We start from the raw sequence: 17,681 nt of genomic DNA, 5'->3' as shown, positions 1-17,681 counted from the left end.
AGGAAAGGCCTTGAAAGACCTACTGAATTTGCTGAAAAACCAGGGTCAAGTCGAAGAGTTCGACGCCATCCGTATTGGATTGGCATCGCCTGAGATGATCCGTTCGTGGTCGTTCGGTGAAGTTAAAAAGCCGGAAACCATCAACTACCGTACGTTCAAACCTGAGCGTGACGGCCTGTTCTGCGCCAAGATCTTTGGCCCGGTAAAGGATTACGAGTGCCTGTGCGGTAAGTACAAGCGCTTGAAGCACCGCGGTGTGATCTGCGAGAAGTGCGGCGTTGAAGTCGCGCTGGCCAAAGTTCGTCGTGAGCGCATGGCGCACATTGAACTGGCTTCCCCGGTTGCCCACATCTGGTTCCTGAAGTCGCTGCCGTCGCGTATTGGCTTGCTGATGGACATGACCCTGCGTGATATCGAACGCGTTCTCTACTTCGAGAGCTATGTCGTTATCGATCCAGGCATGACCACCCTTGAAAAAGGTCAGCTGCTCAACGATGAGCAGTACTTCGAAGCGCTGGAAGAGTTCGGCGACGATTTCGATGCCCGCATGGGTGCCGAAGCTGTCCGTGAACTGCTGCACGCTATCGATCTGGAACACGAGATTGGCCGTCTGCGTGAAGAAATTCCGCAAACCAACTCCGAAACCAAAATCAAGAAGCTGTCCAAGCGTCTGAAGTTGATGGAAGCCTTCCAGGGTTCCGGCAACCTTCCAGAATGGATGGTGCTGACCGTTCTGCCGGTTCTGCCGCCAGATCTGCGTCCACTGGTCCCGCTGGATGGCGGTCGCTTCGCGACTTCCGACCTCAACGATCTGTATCGTCGAGTGATCAACCGTAACAACCGCTTGAAGCGCCTGCTTGATCTGTCCGCTCCGGACATCATCGTGCGCAACGAAAAGCGTATGTTGCAGGAAGCTGTCGATGCACTGCTCGATAACGGTCGTCGTGGCCGCGCTATTACTGGTTCCAACAAGCGTCCTCTGAAATCCCTGGCTGACATGATCAAGGGTAAACAGGGTCGTTTCCGTCAGAACTTGCTCGGTAAGCGTGTTGACTACTCCGGTCGTTCGGTAATTACCGTAGGTCCGACCCTGCGTCTGCACCAGTGCGGTCTGCCGAAGAAAATGGCTCTCGAGCTGTTCAAGCCGTTCATTTTCGGCAAGCTCGAAATGCGTGGTCTCGCTACCACCATCAAAGCTGCCAAGAAGATGGTTGAGCGCGAGCTGCCAGAGGTTTGGGACGTTCTCGCTGAAGTGATCCGTGAACACCCGGTTCTCCTCAACCGTGCACCGACCCTTCACCGTCTGGGTATCCAGGCGTTTGAACCGGTACTGATCGAAGGTAAGGCTATCCAGCTGCACCCTCTGGTCTGTGCTGCGTACAACGCCGACTTCGACGGCGACCAAATGGCCGTGCACGTACCGCTGACACTGGAAGCCCAGTTGGAAGCGCGTGCGTTGATGATGTCGACCAACAACATTCTGTCGCCAGCCAACGGTGAGCCAATCATCGTTCCGTCGCAGGACGTTGTATTGGGTCTGTACTACATGACTCGTGAAGCGATCAACGCCAAGGGCGAAGGTCGTGTGTTTGCGGATCTGCAAGAAGTTGACCGTGTGTTCCGTGCCGGCGAAGCCGCACTGCACGCTAAAGTCAAAGTGCGGATCAACGAAACCGTCAACGATCGTGATGGTGGCAGCGTCAAGAACACCCGTATCGTCGACACCACTGTCGGCCGTGCGCTGTTGTTCCAGGTTGTTCCACCTGGCCTGTCGTACGACGTCGTCAACCAGCCGATGAAGAAAAAGGCGATCTCCAAGCTGATCAACCAGTGCTACCGCGTGGTTGGTTTGAAAGAGACCGTGATCTTCGCTGACCAGTTGATGTACACCGGTTTTGCCTATTCGACCATTTCTGGCGTTTCCATCGGTGTTAACGACTTCGTTATCCCGGATGAAAAAGCCCGCATCATCAATGCTGCTACTGATGAAGTGAAAGAGATCGAAAGTCAGTACGCCTCCGGCCTGGTAACCCAGGGCGAGAAGTACAACAAAGTGATCGACCTTTGGTCCAAGGCGAACGACGAAGTTTCCAAGGCAATGATGGCCAACCTCTCGAAAGAGAAAGTCATCGACCGCCACGGTGTCGAAGTCGACCAAGAGTCTTTCAACTCGATGTACATGATGGCCGACTCGGGCGCACGGGGTTCTGCTGCGCAGATCCGTCAGCTCGCCGGTATGCGTGGCCTGATGGCCAAGCCGGACGGTTCCATCATCGAAACGCCGATTACTGCGAACTTCCGTGAAGGTTTGAGCGTACTTCAGTACTTCATCTCCACTCACGGTGCTCGTAAAGGTTTGGCGGATACCGCGTTGAAAACTGCGAACTCCGGTTACCTGACTCGTCGTCTGGTAGACGTGGCGCAGGATCTGGTAGTAACCGAGATCGATTGCGGCACCGAGCATGGCCTGGTAATGACTCCGCACATTGAAGGCGGTGACGTTGTTGAGCCGCTGGGTGAGCGCGTATTGGGTCGTGTTATTGCCCGTGACGTGTTCAAGCCAGGTACCGAAGAAATCATCGTTCCTGCCGGCACGCTGGTAGACGAGAAGTGGGTCGAGTTCATCGAGCTGAACAGCATCGACGAAGTGATCGTGCGTTCGCCGATCAGCTGCGAAACCCGCTACGGCATTTGCGCCAAGTGCTACGGCCGTGACTTGGCTCGTGGTCACCAGGTGAACATCGGTGAAGCGGTCGGCGTTATCGCTGCCCAGTCCATCGGTGAGCCGGGTACCCAGCTGACTATGCGTACGTTCCACATCGGTGGTGCGGCAAGCCGGACCTCCGCAGCCGACAGCGTTCAGGTGAAGAATGGCGGTACCGTCCGTCTGCATAACCTGAAGCACGTTGAGCGAGTGGATGGTTGCCTGGTTGCTGTGTCCCGTTCCGGTGAACTGGCAATCGCTGATGACTTCGGGCGTGAGCGCGAGCGTTACAAGCTGCCGTACGGTGCTGTGATTTCGGTTAAAGAAGGTGACAAGGTCGACGCTGGCGCAATCGTGGCCAAGTGGGATCCGCACACTCACCCAATCGTTACCGAAATGAAAGGTACCGTGACCTACGTGGGCATGGAAGAAGGCATCACGATCAAGCGTCAGACTGACGAATTGACCGGTATGACCAACATTGAAGTACTCGACGCCAAAGACCGCCCAGCTGCCGGTAAAGATATCCGTCCTGCTGTGAAGATGGTTGATGACAACGGCAAGGATCTCTTGCTGCCGGGTACCGACGTAATTGCTCAGTACTTCCTGCCTGCTAACGCCCTGGTTGGTGTAGCGGATGGTGCGAAGATTGCGATCGGTGATGTTATCGCTCGTATCCCGCAAGAGACTTCGAAGACCCGTGACATCACCGGTGGTCTGCCGCGTGTCGCCGACTTGTTCGAAGCACGTCGTCCGAAAGAAGCCTCGATTCTGGCTGAAGTCAGCGGCACCATCGCGTTCGGTAAAGAGACCAAGGGCAAGCGCCGTCTGGTTATTACTCCGAACGATGGCTCCGATCCGTACGAAGAGCTGATTCCGAAGTGGCGTCACCTGAACGTCTTCGAAGGCGAACAGGTAAACCGCGGCGAAGTTATCTCCGACGGCCCGAGCGATCCACACGACATCCTGCGTCTGCTGGGTGTGAGTGCGCTGGCCAAGTACATCGTAAACGAGATCCAGGACGTTTATCGTCTGCAAGGCGTGAAGATCAACGACAAGCACATCGAGACCATCCTGCGTCAGATGTTGCGTAAGGTTGAAATCGCTGAATCTGGCGACTCGACCTTCATCAAGGGCGACCAGATGGAGTTGACTCACGTTCTGGTAGAGAACGAGCGTTTGGCTGGCGACGAGAAATTCGTTTCCAAGTTCACTCGCGTGCTGTTGGGTATTACCAAGGCGTCGTTGTCCACCGAATCGTTCATCTCGGCGGCTTCCTTCCAGGAAACCACTCGCGTACTGACCGAAGCGGCGGTAACCGGCAAGCGCGATTACCTGCGCGGCTTGAAAGAAAACGTGGTCGTGGGTCGTCTGATCCCGGCTGGTACCGGTCTGGCTTATCACAGCGAGCGCAAGCGCCGCCGTGATGCTGACAAACCGTTGCGTGTAAGCGCCAGTGAAGTGGAAGCTGCACTGACCGAAGCGCTGAACTCGAGCGGTAACTGAGTTCTGCGGTAAATGAGCGTAAGGCCCTGGCCATTCCGTTCATCGAATCGAGACAATTTGTCGAGGTTGGATGAGTGGGGAGGTCGGGGCCTTGCCTTGACTGGGGGCAAGATCCTCTTTAGACTCTTGTACCCCTAAATTTGGCGGGAATTCGTTCCTGCCATTTTGCTTTTCTTGCAAGACAATAGCGTCGCAAGACAACAGTGGAGCTAGTAGATGGCAACTATCAACCAGCTGGTACGTCAGCCGCGTAAGCGTATCGTCGAGAAATCCGACGTGCCTGCGCTGCAGAACTGCCCGCAACGTCGTGGCGTATGCACCCGTGTGTATACCACCACGCCGAAAAAACCTAACTCGGCACTGCGTAAAGTATGCCGTGTGCGTCTGACCAACGGTTTCGAGGTTTCCTCGTACATCGGCGGTGAAGGCCACAACCTGCAAGAGCACAGCGTGGTACTGATCCGCGGCGGTCGTGTAAAAGACTTGCCAGGTGTTCGTTACCACACCGTACGCGGTTCTTTGGATACTTCCGGCGTTAAAGGTCGTAACCAGGGTCGTTCGAAGTACGGTACCAAGAAGCCTAAGTAGTAGTGGCTTTTTGTAAAAACTGATTTTCTATTTTTCTGAGTCGATAAGAGTAAGGTCGGAGGCGTCCCGAAAGGGCACCGATTCCGAGCGAACCTGAAGACCGTTTGAGGGCTTATCCATGCCAAGAAGACGCGTAGCAGCCAAGCGCGAAGTGCTTGACGATCCAAAATACGGAAGCCAAATTCTGGCCAAGTTCATGAACCACGTAATGGAAAGCGGCAAGAAAGCCGTTGCCGAGCGTATCGTTTATGGCGCGCTGGAGAAGGTTAAAGAACGCAAGAACAGCGACCCCCTGGAAATCTTCGAGAAAGCTCTCGACGCCATCGCTCCGCTGGTCGAAGTAAAGTCGCGCCGTGTAGGCGGTGCTACTTACCAGGTTCCGGTTGAAGTTCGTCCGTCCCGTCGTAACGCCCTGGCAATGCGCTGGTTGGTAGACTTCGCCCGCAAGCGCGGCGAGAAGTCTATGGCTCTGCGTTTGGCTGGCGAACTGTTGGACGCTGCCGAAGGTAAAGGTGCTGCAGTTAAGAAGCGTGAAGACGTGCACCGCATGGCTGAAGCCAACAAGGCTTTCTCGCACTACCGCTTCTAATTTTAGCGTCACTAATTTTGCGAGGGCTTTATGGCTCGTACTACACCGATTAATCGCTACCGTAACATTGGTATCGTTGCTCACGTGGATGCTGGTAAGACCACCACCACCGAGCGCGTCCTTTTTTACACTGGCAAAAGTCACAAGATGGGCGAGGTGCATGACGGCGCCGCGACCACAGACTGGATGGTGCAGGAGCAGGAGCGTGGTATTACCATTACTTCTGCTGCTATTACCGCCTTCTGGCAGGGTTCCGAGAAGCAGCACAAAGACCAATACCGCTTCAACGTTATTGATACCCCGGGCCACGTAGACTTCACTATTGAAGTTGAGCGTTCCCTGCGTGTACTCGATGGCGCGGTCGTTGTGTTCTGCGGCACCTCGGGTGTTGAGCCTCAGTCGGAAACCGTATGGCGTCAAGCCAACAAATACGGCGTTCCACGTCTTGTTTACGTAAACAAGATGGACCGTGCTGGTGCGAACTTCCTGCGCGTGATCGGTCAGATCAAGCAGCGTCTAGGTCACACTCCGGTGCCAATCCAGTTGGCTATCGGTTCCGAAGACAACTTCCAGGGTCAGATCGATCTGATCGCCATGGAAGCTGTTTACTGGAATGACGCTGACAAAGGTATGGTTCCACGTCGCGAGCCTATCCCTGCTGAACTGCAGGAATTGGCTGACGAGTGGCGCGGCAACATGGTTGAGGCTGCGGCCGAAGCCAGCGAAGAGCTGATGAACAAGTACCTCGAAGGTGAAGAACTCACCAACGCGGAAATCAAGGCCGCTCTGCGTCAGCGTACTATCGCTGGCGAGATCGTTCTGGCTGTTTGCGGTTCTTCCTTCAAGAACAAGGGTGTTCCCCTGGTTCTCGACGCCGTTATCGACTACCTGCCTGCTCCTACCGACATTCCTGCCATCAAGGGTACTGACCCGGATGACGAGACCAAGGAAATGGAGCGTCACGCAGACGACAGCGAGCCGTTCTCGGCTCTGGCGTTCAAGATCGCTACCGACCCATTCGTGGGTACCTTGACCTTTGTTCGAGTTTACTCGGGCGTGTTGGCCTCCGGCGACGGCGTGATCAACTCGGTTAAAGGCAAAAAAGAGCGCGTGGGTCGTATGGTGCAAATGCACGCAAACGCCCGTGAAGAAATCAAGGAAGTACGCGCTGGTGACATCGCGGCCTTGATCGGCATGAAGGACGTCACCACTGGTGAAACTTTGTGCAACGCTGACAAGCCAATTATCCTGGTTCGCATGGACTTCCCGGAGCCGGTTATTTCGGTTGCCGTAGAGCCTAAGACCAAGGACGACCAGGAAAAAATGGGTATCGCTCTGGGCAAACTTGCTCAGGAAGACCCGTCTTTCCGCGTCAAGACTGATGAAGAGACTGGTCAAACGATCATCTCCGGCATGGGCGAGTTGCACCTGGACATCCTGGTTGACCGGATGCGCCGTGAGTTCAACGTCGAAGCCAACATCGGTAAGCCTCAAGTTTCGTACCGTGAGCGCATCACGAAGAGCTGCGAAATTGAGGGCAAGTTCGTTCGCCAATCCGGCGGTCGTGGCCAGTTCGGTCACTGCTGGATTCGTTTTGCTCCTGCTGACGAAGGTCAGGAAGGTCTGCAATTCCTGAACGAAGTAGTGGGTGGTGTGGTTCCTAAGGAATACATCCCGGCTATCCAGAAGGGTATCGAAGAGCAGATGAAGAACGGCGTTGTCGCCGGCTATCCGCTGATCGGCCTGAAGGCTACCGTGTTTGATGGTTCCTACCACGACGTCGACTCGAACGAGATGGCGTTTAAGGTGGCTGCTTCCATGGCGACCAAGCAACTGGCCCAGAAGGGCGGTGGTGAGTTGCTTGAGCCGATCATGGCGGTAGAGGTTGTTACGCCTGAAGACTATATGGGTGACGTGATGGGCGACCTTAACCGTCGTCGCGGCATGATCCTGGGTATGGAAGACACGGTTTCCGGCAAAGTGATTCGCGCCGAGGTTCCGTTGGGTGAAATGTTCGGTTACGCAACCGACGTTCGTTCCATGTCCCAAGGTCGCGCAAGCTACTCTATGGAATTCAAAAAATACAATACGGCTCCGTCGCACATCGTCGAAACCGTTACCAAAAAACAAGGCTGAATCAGCCCCTTTAGGCTAGGAGTTAATTGTCGTGGCTAAAGAAAAATTTGACCGTACCCTCCCGCACGTCAACGTTGGCACCATCGGTCACGTCGACCACGGTAAAACCACGCTGACCGCTGCTCTGACTCGCGTCTGCTCCGAAGTTTTCGGTTCGGCTGTTGTTGCTTTCGACAAAATCGATAGCGCTCCGGAAGAAAAGGCTCGCGGTATCACCATCAACACCGCACACGTTGAATACAACTCGGCGATCCGTCACTACGCTCACGTTGACTGCCCAGGTCACGCTGACTATGTGAAGAACATGATCACTGGTGCTGCCCAGATGGACGGCGCTATCCTGGTTTGCTCGGCTGCTGATGGTCCGATGCCACAAACCCGTGAGCACATCCTGCTGTCCCGTCAGGTTGGCGTTCCGTACATCGTTGTCTTCCTGAACAAGGCTGACATGGTTGACGACGCTGAGCTGCTGGAACTGGTTGAGATGGAAGTGCGCGATCTGCTGAGCACTTACGACTTCCCAGGTGACGACACTCCGATCATCATTGGTTCGGCTCTGATGGCCCTGAACGGCCAAGACGACAACGAAATGGGTACCACCGCTGTTAAGCGTCTGGTAGAAACTCTGGACAGCTACATCCCAGATCCAGTTCGTGTTATCGACAAGCCGTTCCTGATGCCAATCGAAGACGTATTCTCGATCTCCGGTCGCGGTACTGTTGTAACTGGCCGTATCGAGCGCGGTATCGTCAAGGTTCAGGATCCACTGGAAATCGTTGGTCTGCGTGACACTACCGTCACCACCTGCACCGGTGTTGAAATGTTCCGTAAGCTGCTCGACGAAGGTCGTGCTGGCGAGAACTGCGGCGTGCTGCTGCGCGGCACCAAGCGTGACGACGTTGAGCGTGGCCAGGTTCTGGTCAAGCCAGGTTCGGTTAAGCCGCACACTACCTTCGAAGCTGAAGTGTATGTGTTGAGCAAAGAAGAAGGCGGTCGCCACACTCCGTTCTTCAAAGGCTACCGTCCACAGTTCTACTTCCGGACCACTGACGTGACCGGTAACTGCGAACTGCCGGAAGGCGTTGAAATGGTAATGCCAGGCGACAACATCAAAATGGTTGTCACCCTGATCAAAACCATCGCAATGGAAGATGGTCTGCGTTTCGCTATTCGTGAAGGCGGTCGTACCGTCGGCGCTGGCGTCGTAGCCAAAATCATCGCTTAATAAGTGATGACTTGAAAAAGCCCCCGCCTAGCGGGGGCTTTTTTATTGGGTTGACACTGTAGTAGCCCGTCTATAGAATTGCGCCTCCTTTTAACGGGCGTATTGCGCTCGCTGGGAATAGCAGCCGGAGTCTGAAATCCAATGCAAAATCAGCAAATCCGTATCAGGTTGAAGGCTTTTGACCATCGCCTGATCGACCAATCCACCCAGGAAATCGTGGAAACCGCGAAACGTACTGGTGCTCAAGTGCGTGGTCCAATTCCACTGCCTACCCGTAAAGAGCGGTTCACTGTTCTGGTCTCCCCGCACGTCAACAAAGACGCGCGTGACCAGTATGAGATCCGTACTCATAAGCGCGTTCTGGACATCGTCCAGCCAACGGATAAAACCGTTGATGCTCTTATGAAGCTTGATCTTGCGGCCGGTGTGGAAGTGCAGATCAGCCTCGGCTAAGACTCGGTCTTAGTCGTGTAACGCTCTGAAATGGGCGGCCATAGCGGGTGAAAGCCCCGTACACTCATGAGGTTTACAACATGACTATTGGTGTAGTCGGTCGTAAATGCGGTATGACCCGTATTTTCACCGAAGAAGGTGTCTCCATTCCGGTCACGGTCATTGAGATCGAACCGAATCGCGTCACCCAGTTCAAAACTGAAGAGACCGATGGCTATCGTGCAGTGCAAGTCACTGTAGGCGAGCGTCGTGCTTCGCGTGTTACAGCTGCTCAAGCTGGCCACTTCGCTAAAGCGAACGTTGCCGCTGGTCGTACCGTAATGGAATTCCGTCTTGAAGAAGGCGAGTACCAGGCCGGCGATCTGATCAACGCTGAAATCTTCGCCGCTGGTCAACTGGTTGATGTAACCGGTCAATCCAAAGGTAAAGGCTTCCAGGGTACGATCAAGCGTTGGAATTTCCGCGGGCAAGATAATACCCACGGTAACTCCGTATCCCACCGCGTTCCAGGCTCTATCGGCCAGTGCCAGACTCCTGGTCGTGTATTCAAGGGCAAAAAAATGTCCGGTCATATGGGCGCTGAGCGCGTGACCGTGCAGTCCCTCGAAGTAGTGCGCGTGGACGCTGAACGCAATCTGTTGTTGGTCAAGGGCGCTGTTCCTGGCGCTACTGGCGGCAACTTGGTTGTACGTCCAGCAGCCAAGGCTCGCGGTTAAGGGGAAGCTGACATGCAATTAAATGTAAATGACGCTCAAGCGATCGAAGTTTCCGAACTGACATTTGGCGGCGAATTCAACGAGACGCTGGTTCACCAAGCAGTCGTGGCCTACATGGCCGGCGGCCGTCAAGGTAGCAAGCAGCAAAAGACCCGTTCCGACGTTCGTGGTGGCGGTAAGCGCCCATGGCGTCAGAAAGGTACTGGCCGTGCTCGTGCCGGTACTATCCGTAGCCCAATCTGGCGTGGCGGCGGTACCACTTTCGCAGCTCGTCCTCAGGATCACACCCAGAAGCTGAACAAGAAGATGTATCGCGCAGCAATGCGTTCCATCCTTGCTGAGCTGGTGCGTACTGATCGTCTGGTTGTGGTTCAGGACTTCGCTGTTGATGCACCGAAGACCAAAGATCTGCTGAACAAACTGACCGGCATGGGCCTGACTGACGTCTTGATCGTGTCTGAAGTGGTTGATCAGAACCTGTACCTGGCTGCTCGTAACCTGCCACACGTTGATGTACGTGACGTGCAAGGTTCCGATCCAGTTAGTCTGATCGCATACGACAAGGTGTTGATCACCGTGTCGGCCGTGAAGAAATTCGAGGAGCTGCTGGGATGAACCAGGAACGCGTATTTAAAGTTCTGCTTGGCCCGCACGTTTCCGAGAAGGCTACGGTTCTGGCTGACAAGAAAGGCCAGTTCGTTTTCAAGGTTGCAACTGACGCAACCAAGCTGGAAATCAAGAAGGCCGTCGAAAGCCTGTTCAGCGTGAAAGTAGAGCGTGTTACTACCTTGAATGTTCTGGGTAAGAGCAAGCGCACTGCTCGCGGTCTGGGCAAGCGTAATGACTGGAAGAAGGCAGTTATCTCCCTTCAACCAGGCCAAGATCTCGATTTCAGCAGCAGTGCTGAGTAAGGAAGGGGTGCATCATGGCAATCGTTAAATGCAAACCGACTTCCCCTGGCCGCCGTTTTGTGGTCAAGGTGGTCAACCAGGAGCTGCATAAAGGCGCTCCTCACGCACCGCTGCTCGAGAAAAAATCGAAGACTGGTGGTCGTAACAACAATGGTCGTATTACCACTCGTCACATCGGTGGTGGCCATAAGCAGCATTATCGTCTGGTCGATTTCCGTCGCAACGACAAAGATGGCATCTCTGCCACTGTCGAGCGTATTGAATACGATCCAAACCGTACTGCTCACATCGCTCTGCTGCTGTACGCAGATGGCGAGCGTCGCTACATCATCGCCCCTAAAGGCGTGAGTGCTGGTGACCAGCTGATCGCAGGTGCCTTGGCACCGATCAAGCCGGGCAACGCTCTGCAACTGCGTAACATTCCAGTTGGTAGCACCGTACACGGCATCGAATTGAAGCCAGGTAAAGGCGCGCAAATCGCTCGTTCCGCTGGTGCTTCGGCTCAGCTGATCGCTCGTGAAGGTGTCTACGTGACCCTGCGTCTGCGTTCTGGTGAGATGCGTAAAGTGCTGGCTGAATGCCGCGCGACCCTGGGTGAAGTCTCGAACTCCGAGCACAGCCTGCGTTCGCTGGGTAAAGCTGGTGCCAAACGCTGGCGTGGCGTTCGCCCAACCGTTCGTGGTGTTGCCATGAACCCGGTTGACCACCCACATGGTGGTGGTGAAGGTCGTACCTCTGGTGGTCGTCATCCGGTATCGCCATGGGGCTTCCCGACTAAGGGCGCGAAGACTCGTGGTAATAAGCGTACCGACAAAATGATCGTCCGTCGTCGCAAGTAAATAGAGGGATACGACAGTGCCACGTTCTCTGAAAAAAGGTCCTTTTATTGATCTTCACCTACTGAAGAAGATCGAAGTGGCGGCGGAAAAGAACGATCGCAAACCAGTTAAAACCTGGTCGCGTCGTTCGATGATCCTGCCACAAATGGTCGGTTTGACCATTGCAGTTCATAACGGTCGTCAACATGTTCCAGTTCTCGTGAACGAAGACATGGTCGGCCACAAACTGGGCGAGTTTGCCGGTACCCGCACATATCGTGGGCACGTGGCAGACAAGAAAGCCAAGCGTTAAGGGGTAAGGAACGATGGAAGTAGCCGCTAAGTTGTCGGGCGCTCGAATCTCCGCCCAGAAAGCCCGCTTGGTCGCCGACCAGATCCGCGGGAAGAAGGTGGGCGAAGCGCTCAACCTGTTGGCTTTCAGCAGTAAGAAAGCCGCCGAGATCATGAAGAAAGTGCTGGAGTCGGCCGTAGCCAACGCCGAGCATAACGAAGGCGCAGACGTTGATGACCTTAAAGTCAGCACCGTTTTCGTCAACGAAGGGCGTTCGCTGAAGCGAATCATGCCACGTGCCAAAGGCCGTGCTGATCGCATCGTCAAGCGGTCTTGCCATATCACTGTCAAGGTTGCTGACAAGTAACGGAGTCGAAGAGATGGGTCAGAAAGTACATCCCATTGGCATTCGCCTGGGAATCGTCAAGGAGCACACCTCCGTCTGGTACGCAGACGGTCGGACTTATGCGGACTATTTGTTCGCTGATCTGAAGGTGCGTGAGTATCTCCAAGACAAACTAAAAAGCGCGTCCGTAAGCCGTATCGATATCCATCGTCCGGCTCAAACTGCACGTATCACCATCCACACCGCTCGTCCAGGTATCGTTATCGGGAAGAAAGGTGAAGATGTTGAGAAACTGCGTCAGGACCTGACCAAACAAATGGGTGTGCCTGTGCACATCAATATCGAAGAAATCCGCAAGCCGGAGCTCGACGGTATGTTGGTTGCGCAGAGCGTAGCTCAGCAGCTGGAGCGTCGCGTAATGTTCCGTCGCGCTATGAAGCGCGCTGTACAGAACGCCATGCGCATTGGTGCCAAAGGCATCAAAATCCAAGTGAGCGGTCGTCTCGGCGGTGCTGAAATCGCACGTACTGAATGGTATCGCGAAGGTCGTGTGCCACTGCACACCCTGCGTGCCGACATCGACTATGCCAACTACGAAGCTCACACCACTTATGGTGTGATCGGTGTAAAGGTTTGGATCTTCAAAGGCGAAGTAATTGGTGGTCGCCAAGAAGAACTGAAGCCACAAGCACCAGCGCCTCGTAAAAAAGCTGCTAAGTAAGGGGTACGCCAAATGTTGCAACCAAAGCGTACGAAGTTCCGCAAGCAGATGACAGGCCACAACCGTGGTCTGGCTCAGCGCGGTAGCAAAGTCAGCTTCGGCGAGTTCGCGCTGAAGTCTGTAGCTCGTGGTCGTCTCACCGCTCGTCAGATCGAGTCAGCGCGTCGTGCTCTGACCCGTCACGTTAAACGTGGCGGCAAGATCTGGATCCGTGTATTCCCGGACAAGCCTATTTCCAAAAAGCCACTCGAAGTTCGGATGGGTAAAGGTAAGGGTAGTGTGGAGTACTGGGTTGCCCAGATTCAGCCAGGCAAAGTCCTGTATGAAATCGAGGGTGTTACTGAAGAGCTGGCGCGTGAGGCTTTTGCCCTGGCTGCTGCAAAGCTGCCGCTCGCCACCGCCTTTGTTAAACGGACGGTGATGTGATGAAAGCGAATGAACTTCGTGAAAAATCCGCACAGCAGCTGAACGAGCAACTGCTCGGCCTGCTGCGCGACCAGTTCAATCTGCGTATGCAGAAAGCAACTGGCCAGTTGGGGCAGTCTCATCTGCTCTCGCAAGTTAAACGTGACATCGCTCGCGTGAAGACTGTGCTTAACCAGCAGGCAGGTAAGTAATCATGGCTGAAGCCGAAAAAACTGTCCGTACGCTGACTGGCCGTGTTGTCAGCGACAAGATGGACAAAACCATCACCGTTCTGATCGAGCGTCGCGTTAAGCACCCGATCTACGGTAAATACGTTAAGCGTTCGACTAAGCTGCACGCGCACGACGAAACCAATCAGTGCCACATCGGCGACAAAGTCACTATTCGTGAAACTCGTCCGCTGGCCAAGACCAAGTCTTGGGCATTGGTTGATGTTCTCGAACGCGCTGTGGAAGTCTAAGGACTAGGGGTCGGAGAAATTATATGATTCAGACTCAATCCATGCTCGATGTGGCCGATAACAGTGGCGCTCGCCGTGTTATGTGCATCAAGGTGCTGGGTGGCTCCCATCGTCGTTACGCTGGTATCGGTGACATCATCAAAGTTACCGTGAAGGAAGCAATTCCTCGCGGTAAAGTGAAAAAAGGCCAAGTGATGACTGCTGTTGTAGTCCGCACTCGTCACGGCGTACGTCGTGCTGATGGCTCCATTATCCGCTTTGATGGCAACGCTGCTGTTCTTCTGAACAACAAGCAAGAGCCGATCGGCACCCGTATCTTTGGGCCAGTGACCCGTGAACTTCGTACTGAGAAGTTCATGAAGATCGTCTCGCTCGCCCCAGAAGTGCTGTAAGGAGATCCGACATGCAAAAGATTCGTCGTGACGACGAGATCATCGTGATCGCCGGCAAAGACAAAGGTAAGCGCGGTAAGGTGCTTAAGGTTCTCGCTAATAACCGTCTGGTTATTGGTGGTCTGAACCTGGTTAAGCGTCATACCAAGCCTAACCCGGCGTCGGGCGTACAAGGCGGTATCGTCGAAAAAGAAGCTCCACTGGACGCTTCTAACGTCGCCATTTTCAACGGCGAAACCAACAAGGCTGACCGCGTTGGTTTCAAAGTAGAAGACGGCAAGAAAATTCGTGTCTTCAAGTCGACCCAAAAAGCGGTTGATGCTTGAACACTGCTAGGTAGAAGACCATGGCACGACTAAAAGAGATTTACTGGAAGGAAATCGCACCGAAGCTTAAGGAAGAACTTAAGCTTTCGAACGTGATGGAAGTTCCACGCGTTACAAAAATCACCCTGAACATGGGTCTGGGCGAAGCGGTCGGTGACAAAAAAGTCATCGAGCACGCTGTTGCCGACCTGGAAAAGATCACCGGCCAGAAAGTCGTTGTGACCTACGCTCGGAAATCCATCGCTGGCTTTAAAGTCCGTGAAGGTTGGCCGATCGGCGTCAAAGTGACCTTGCGCCGTGAGCGTATGTACGAGTTCCTGGATCGTCTGCTGTCGATCTCCCTGCCTCGGGTTCGCGACTTCCGCGGCCTGAATGCCAAGTCCTTCGATGGTCGTGGTAACTACAGCATGGGCGTTAAAGAGCAGATCATCTTCCCGGAAATCGACTACGACAAGATCGATGCTCTCCGCGGTCTGGACATTACCCTGACCACCACTGCCAAGAACGATGATGAAGGTCGCGCCCTGTTGCGTGCTTTCAAATTCCCGTTCCGCAACTGATTGGAGTAGGAAAATGGCCAAGATGAGCATGAAAAACCGCGAGCTGAAGCGTCAGCTCACGGTTGCCAAGTACGCCAAAAAGCGTGCAGCACTGAAAGCTATCATCGTTGATCTGAACGCAAGTCCAGAAGCGCGTTGGGAAGCTACAGTAGCTCTGCAGAAGCAGCCACGTGACGCAAGCGCCTCGCGCATGCGTAACCGCTGCCGCCTGACCGGTCGTCCACACGGCGTTTACCGCAAGTTCGGCCTTGGCCGTAACAAACTGCGTGAAGCTGCAATGCGTGGTGACGTACCTGGTCTGGTTAAAGCCAGCTGGTAAGCACTTTCAAAGTCTCGGTGTTCGGGATCGCAAGATCCTGACCGCCGGTGGCCTTGAACTTGAATCAAGCCCCTTTTGGGGCTTGATTCATTTGTGGGGTGTGTCTAGAATACCCGGCTCGCCTGAGCCCGTGCTTTTTCCGCATGGATGAGCTCGGCGACAAGTAGTAGCCGCAAGGCTAATTTTTTTGTATTAGGAGCGTCTAGCCCATGAGTATGCAGGACCCGTTAGCGGACATGCTAACTCGAATCCGTAATGCCCAGATGGCTGAAAAGTCCGTCGTAAGCATGCCATCTTCTACTTTGAAGGTAGCTGTTGCCAAAGTCCTGAAGGACGAAGGTTACATTGCGGGTTATCAGATCAGCAGCGAAATCAAACCACTGCTGTCTATCGAGCTGAAATACTTCGAAGGCCGTCCGGTCATCGAAGAAGTGAAGCGCGTTAGCCGTCCAGGCCTGCGTCAGTACAAGTCCGTCGATGATCTGCCAAAAGTTCGTGGCGGTCTCGGTGTGTCTATCGTCTCCACCAACAAAGGTGTGATGACGGATCGTGCTGCGCGCGCTGCCGGTGTCGGCGGCGAAGTTCTTTGCACTGTGTTCTAAGGGGGGATAAGCATGTCACGCGTCGCTAAGAACCCCGTTAAGCTGCCAGCCGGTGTCGAAGTCAAATTCGCAGGCCAACAGCTTTCGGTGAAGGGTGCCAAGGGCACTCTCGAACTGAACATCCATTCGTCCGTTGAGATCGTTGAAGAAGCTGGTGAGCTGCGTTTCGCTGCTCGCAATGGCGATCAACAAACTCGCGCAATGGCTGGTACCACTCGTGCGTTGGTAAACAACATGGTCCAAGGCGTAAGCCAAGGCTTCGAGCGCAAGCTCCAGCTGGTCGGTGTTGGTTACAAAGCGCAAGCAAAAGGCACAGTGCTGAACCTGGCTCTTGGCTTCTCGCACCCAGTGGATTATGAACTGCCGGAAGGCATCACCGCTGAGACTCCTAGCCAAACCGACATCCTGATCCGGGGTATCGATAAGCAGCTGGTAGGTCAAGTGGCCGCCGAGATCCGCGACTTCCGTCCACCAGAGCCGTACAAAGGCAAAGGTGTGCGCTACGCGGACGAAGTCGTCCGTCGTAAAGAAGCCAAGAAGAAGTAGGGCATAGCAAATGACCGACAAAAAAGTTACTCGACTGCGTCGCGCTCGCAAAGCACGCCTGAAAATGCACGAACTAGAAGTCGTGCGTCTCTGCGTGTTCCGCTCGTCGCAGCACATTTACGCCCAGGTCATTTCGGCCGACGGCAACAAAGTCCTGGCATCTGCCTCGACTTTGGATAAAGAACTGCGTGATGGCGCCACTGGCAACATCGACGCGGCCACTAAGGTTGGCCAGCTGGTCGCTACGCGTGCTAAAGCCGCTGGCGTCTCGCAGGTGGCTTTCGACCGCTCTGGCTTCAAGTACCACGGCCGCGTCAAGGCGCTGGCTGATGCTGCTCGTGAAGCTGGGCTGGAGTTCTAAGTTATGTCAAATAACGACCAAAAGCGCGACGAAGGCTACATCGAGAAGCTGGTTCAAGTTAACCGCGTAGCCAAAACCGTTAAAGGCGGCCGTATCTTCACTTTCACCGCGTTGACCGTGGTTGGTGATGGTAAAGGGCGTGTTGGCTTCGGCCGTGGCAAGTCGCGTGAAGTGCCTGCTGCGATCCAGAAGGCAATGGAAGCTGCTCGCCGCAACATGATCCAAGTTGATCTGAACGGCACCACTCTGCAGTACGCAATGAAGTCCGGTCACGGCGCTTCGAAGGTGTACATGCAGCCTGCTTCTGAAGGTACCGGTATCATCGCTGGCGGCGCTATGCGTGCTGTCCTCGAGGTTGCTGGCGTTCAGAACGTTCTGGCCAAGTGCTACGGCTCGACTAACCCGGTAAACGTGGTTCACGCCACTTTCAAAGGTTTGAAAGCTATGCAGTCTCCTGAATCCATTGCCGCCAAGCGTGGCAAAAGCGTCAAGGAGATCTTCTGATCATGGCTACCGTAAAAGTTACGCTGATCAAAAGCATGACCGGCCGCATCCCTAACCACAAATTGTGCGTTAAGGGTCTGGGTCTGCGTCGCATCGGTCACACTGTAGAAGTACTTGATACTCCCGAGAATCGCGGGATGATCAACAAGGCTTACTACATGCTGCGTGTCGAGGGTTAAT

Annotated in this window: 25 protein-coding genes; all 25 read left to right on the top strand. The window is 54.5% G+C overall.

Features of this window, described 5'->3' with window-relative positions; translation table 11 throughout:
• Window positions 1-10 precede the first annotated feature (10 nt).
• The 25 genes from rpoC (at window position 11) to rpmD (ending at window position 17,680) form a co-directional block, all read left to right on the top strand.
• Window positions 11-4,210 (top strand): DNA-directed RNA polymerase subunit beta', encoded by a 4,200-nt coding sequence (gene rpoC / locus DFS28_RS20610; protein WP_111451230.1) that lies wholly within the window; start codon window positions 11-13, stop codon window positions 4,208-4,210.
• 216 nt (window positions 4,211-4,426) lie between these two features.
• Window positions 4,427-4,798, top strand: a complete 372-nt coding sequence (rpsL, locus tag DFS28_RS20605; RefSeq protein WP_002555494.1) for a 30S ribosomal protein S12 — start codon at window positions 4,427-4,429, stop codon at window positions 4,796-4,798.
• A 118-nt stretch (window positions 4,799-4,916) separates the two neighbouring features.
• Window positions 4,917-5,387 (top strand): 30S ribosomal protein S7, encoded by a 471-nt coding sequence (gene rpsG, locus DFS28_RS20600; RefSeq protein WP_002555493.1) that lies wholly within the window; start codon window positions 4,917-4,919, stop codon window positions 5,385-5,387.
• 30 nt (window positions 5,388-5,417) lie between these two features.
• Window positions 5,418-7,523 (top strand): elongation factor G, encoded by a 2,106-nt coding sequence (gene fusA / locus DFS28_RS20595; protein ID WP_111451229.1) that lies wholly within the window; start codon window positions 5,418-5,420, stop codon window positions 7,521-7,523.
• 31 nt (window positions 7,524-7,554) lie between these two features.
• Complete coding sequence (gene tuf / locus DFS28_RS20590) at window positions 7,555-8,748, top strand: elongation factor Tu (RefSeq protein WP_111451228.1); 1,194 nt, start codon at window positions 7,555-7,557, stop codon at window positions 8,746-8,748.
• Window positions 8,749-8,889: 141 nt separating this feature from the next.
• Window positions 8,890-9,201 carry a 30S ribosomal protein S10 gene (gene rpsJ, locus DFS28_RS20585; protein ID WP_003186070.1) on the top strand — a complete coding sequence of 104 codons (312 nt, stop codon included), beginning with the start codon at window positions 8,890-8,892 and terminating at the stop codon, window positions 9,199-9,201.
• Window positions 9,202-9,281: 80 nt separating this feature from the next.
• Entirely contained in the window at window positions 9,282-9,917 is a 636-nt protein-coding gene (gene rplC / locus DFS28_RS20580) for a 50S ribosomal protein L3 (protein ID WP_003186059.1), read from the top strand.
• Window positions 9,918-9,929: 12 nt separating this feature from the next.
• The gene (gene rplD, locus DFS28_RS20575; RefSeq protein WP_007896707.1) at window positions 9,930-10,532 is read left to right on the top strand and encodes a 50S ribosomal protein L4; all 603 of its coding nucleotides are present in this window, start codon (window positions 9,930-9,932) and stop codon (window positions 10,530-10,532) included.
• Window positions 10,529-10,828, top strand: a complete 300-nt coding sequence (gene rplW, locus DFS28_RS20570) for a 50S ribosomal protein L23 (RefSeq protein WP_002555488.1) — start codon at window positions 10,529-10,531, stop codon at window positions 10,826-10,828. The genes rplD and rplW overlap by 4 nt, the downstream gene beginning before the upstream one ends.
• 14 nt (window positions 10,829-10,842) lie before the next feature.
• Window positions 10,843-11,667, top strand: coding sequence for a 50S ribosomal protein L2 (rplB, locus tag DFS28_RS20565; RefSeq protein WP_003176423.1), 825 nt, complete (start codon window positions 10,843-10,845; stop codon window positions 11,665-11,667).
• 16 nt (window positions 11,668-11,683) lie between these two features.
• Window positions 11,684-11,959, top strand: a complete 276-nt coding sequence (gene rpsS / locus DFS28_RS20560) for a 30S ribosomal protein S19 (protein ID WP_002555486.1) — start codon at window positions 11,684-11,686, stop codon at window positions 11,957-11,959.
• A 13-nt stretch (window positions 11,960-11,972) separates the two neighbouring features.
• A complete protein-coding gene (gene rplV / locus DFS28_RS20555) occupies window positions 11,973-12,305 on the top strand; it encodes a 50S ribosomal protein L22 (RefSeq protein WP_003103908.1) in 333 nt (110 codons plus the stop codon).
• 13 nt (window positions 12,306-12,318) lie between these two features.
• Window positions 12,319-13,005 (top strand): 30S ribosomal protein S3, encoded by a 687-nt coding sequence (rpsC, locus tag DFS28_RS20550; protein WP_003176422.1) that lies wholly within the window; start codon window positions 12,319-12,321, stop codon window positions 13,003-13,005.
• A gap of 12 nt (window positions 13,006-13,017) precedes the next feature.
• The gene (rplP, locus tag DFS28_RS20545; RefSeq protein WP_008145497.1) at window positions 13,018-13,431 is read left to right on the top strand and encodes a 50S ribosomal protein L16; all 414 of its coding nucleotides are present in this window, start codon (window positions 13,018-13,020) and stop codon (window positions 13,429-13,431) included.
• A complete protein-coding gene (gene rpmC, locus DFS28_RS20540) occupies window positions 13,431-13,622 on the top strand; it encodes a 50S ribosomal protein L29 (protein ID WP_002555481.1) in 192 nt (63 codons plus the stop codon). The genes rplP and rpmC overlap by 1 nt, the downstream gene beginning before the upstream one ends.
• Before the next feature lie 2 nt (window positions 13,623-13,624).
• The gene (gene rpsQ / locus DFS28_RS20535) at window positions 13,625-13,891 is read left to right on the top strand and encodes a 30S ribosomal protein S17 (RefSeq protein ID WP_003176419.1); all 267 of its coding nucleotides are present in this window, start codon (window positions 13,625-13,627) and stop codon (window positions 13,889-13,891) included.
• Window positions 13,892-13,914: 23 nt separating this feature from the next.
• Complete coding sequence (rplN, locus tag DFS28_RS20530) at window positions 13,915-14,283, top strand: 50S ribosomal protein L14 (RefSeq protein ID WP_002555479.1); 369 nt, start codon at window positions 13,915-13,917, stop codon at window positions 14,281-14,283.
• 11 nt (window positions 14,284-14,294) lie between these two features.
• The gene (gene rplX, locus DFS28_RS20525) at window positions 14,295-14,609 is read left to right on the top strand and encodes a 50S ribosomal protein L24 (RefSeq protein WP_008145498.1); all 315 of its coding nucleotides are present in this window, start codon (window positions 14,295-14,297) and stop codon (window positions 14,607-14,609) included.
• Window positions 14,610-14,629: 20 nt separating this feature from the next.
• Window positions 14,630-15,169 (top strand): 50S ribosomal protein L5, encoded by a 540-nt coding sequence (rplE, locus tag DFS28_RS20520; RefSeq protein WP_003176415.1) that lies wholly within the window; start codon window positions 14,630-14,632, stop codon window positions 15,167-15,169.
• Window positions 15,170-15,182: 13 nt separating this feature from the next.
• Window positions 15,183-15,488, top strand: a complete 306-nt coding sequence (rpsN, locus tag DFS28_RS20515; protein ID WP_003176414.1) for a 30S ribosomal protein S14 — start codon at window positions 15,183-15,185, stop codon at window positions 15,486-15,488.
• A 209-nt stretch (window positions 15,489-15,697) separates the two neighbouring features.
• Complete coding sequence (gene rpsH, locus DFS28_RS20510) at window positions 15,698-16,090, top strand: 30S ribosomal protein S8 (protein WP_003186040.1); 393 nt, start codon at window positions 15,698-15,700, stop codon at window positions 16,088-16,090.
• A 12-nt stretch (window positions 16,091-16,102) separates the two neighbouring features.
• The gene (rplF, locus tag DFS28_RS20505; protein WP_007896774.1) at window positions 16,103-16,636 is read left to right on the top strand and encodes a 50S ribosomal protein L6; all 534 of its coding nucleotides are present in this window, start codon (window positions 16,103-16,105) and stop codon (window positions 16,634-16,636) included.
• Between the two features lie 10 nt (window positions 16,637-16,646).
• Window positions 16,647-16,997 (top strand): 50S ribosomal protein L18, encoded by a 351-nt coding sequence (gene rplR / locus DFS28_RS20500; protein WP_003186037.1) that lies wholly within the window; start codon window positions 16,647-16,649, stop codon window positions 16,995-16,997.
• A 3-nt stretch (window positions 16,998-17,000) separates the two neighbouring features.
• Complete coding sequence (gene rpsE, locus DFS28_RS20495; RefSeq protein WP_007943782.1) at window positions 17,001-17,501, top strand: 30S ribosomal protein S5; 501 nt, start codon at window positions 17,001-17,003, stop codon at window positions 17,499-17,501.
• Between the two features lie 2 nt (window positions 17,502-17,503).
• The gene (gene rpmD, locus DFS28_RS20490) at window positions 17,504-17,680 is read left to right on the top strand and encodes a 50S ribosomal protein L30 (protein WP_003186033.1); all 177 of its coding nucleotides are present in this window, start codon (window positions 17,504-17,506) and stop codon (window positions 17,678-17,680) included.
• The last annotated feature ends 1 nt before the right edge of the window (window position 17,681 follow it).

This window comes from Pseudomonas sp. 478 (genome assembly GCF_003254125.1).
GTDB lineage: Bacteria > Pseudomonadota > Gammaproteobacteria > Pseudomonadales > Pseudomonadaceae > Aquipseudomonas.
The sequence above is the reverse complement of the archived record's forward strand: the minus strand, read 5'-3'. Positions and strand labels throughout refer to the sequence as shown.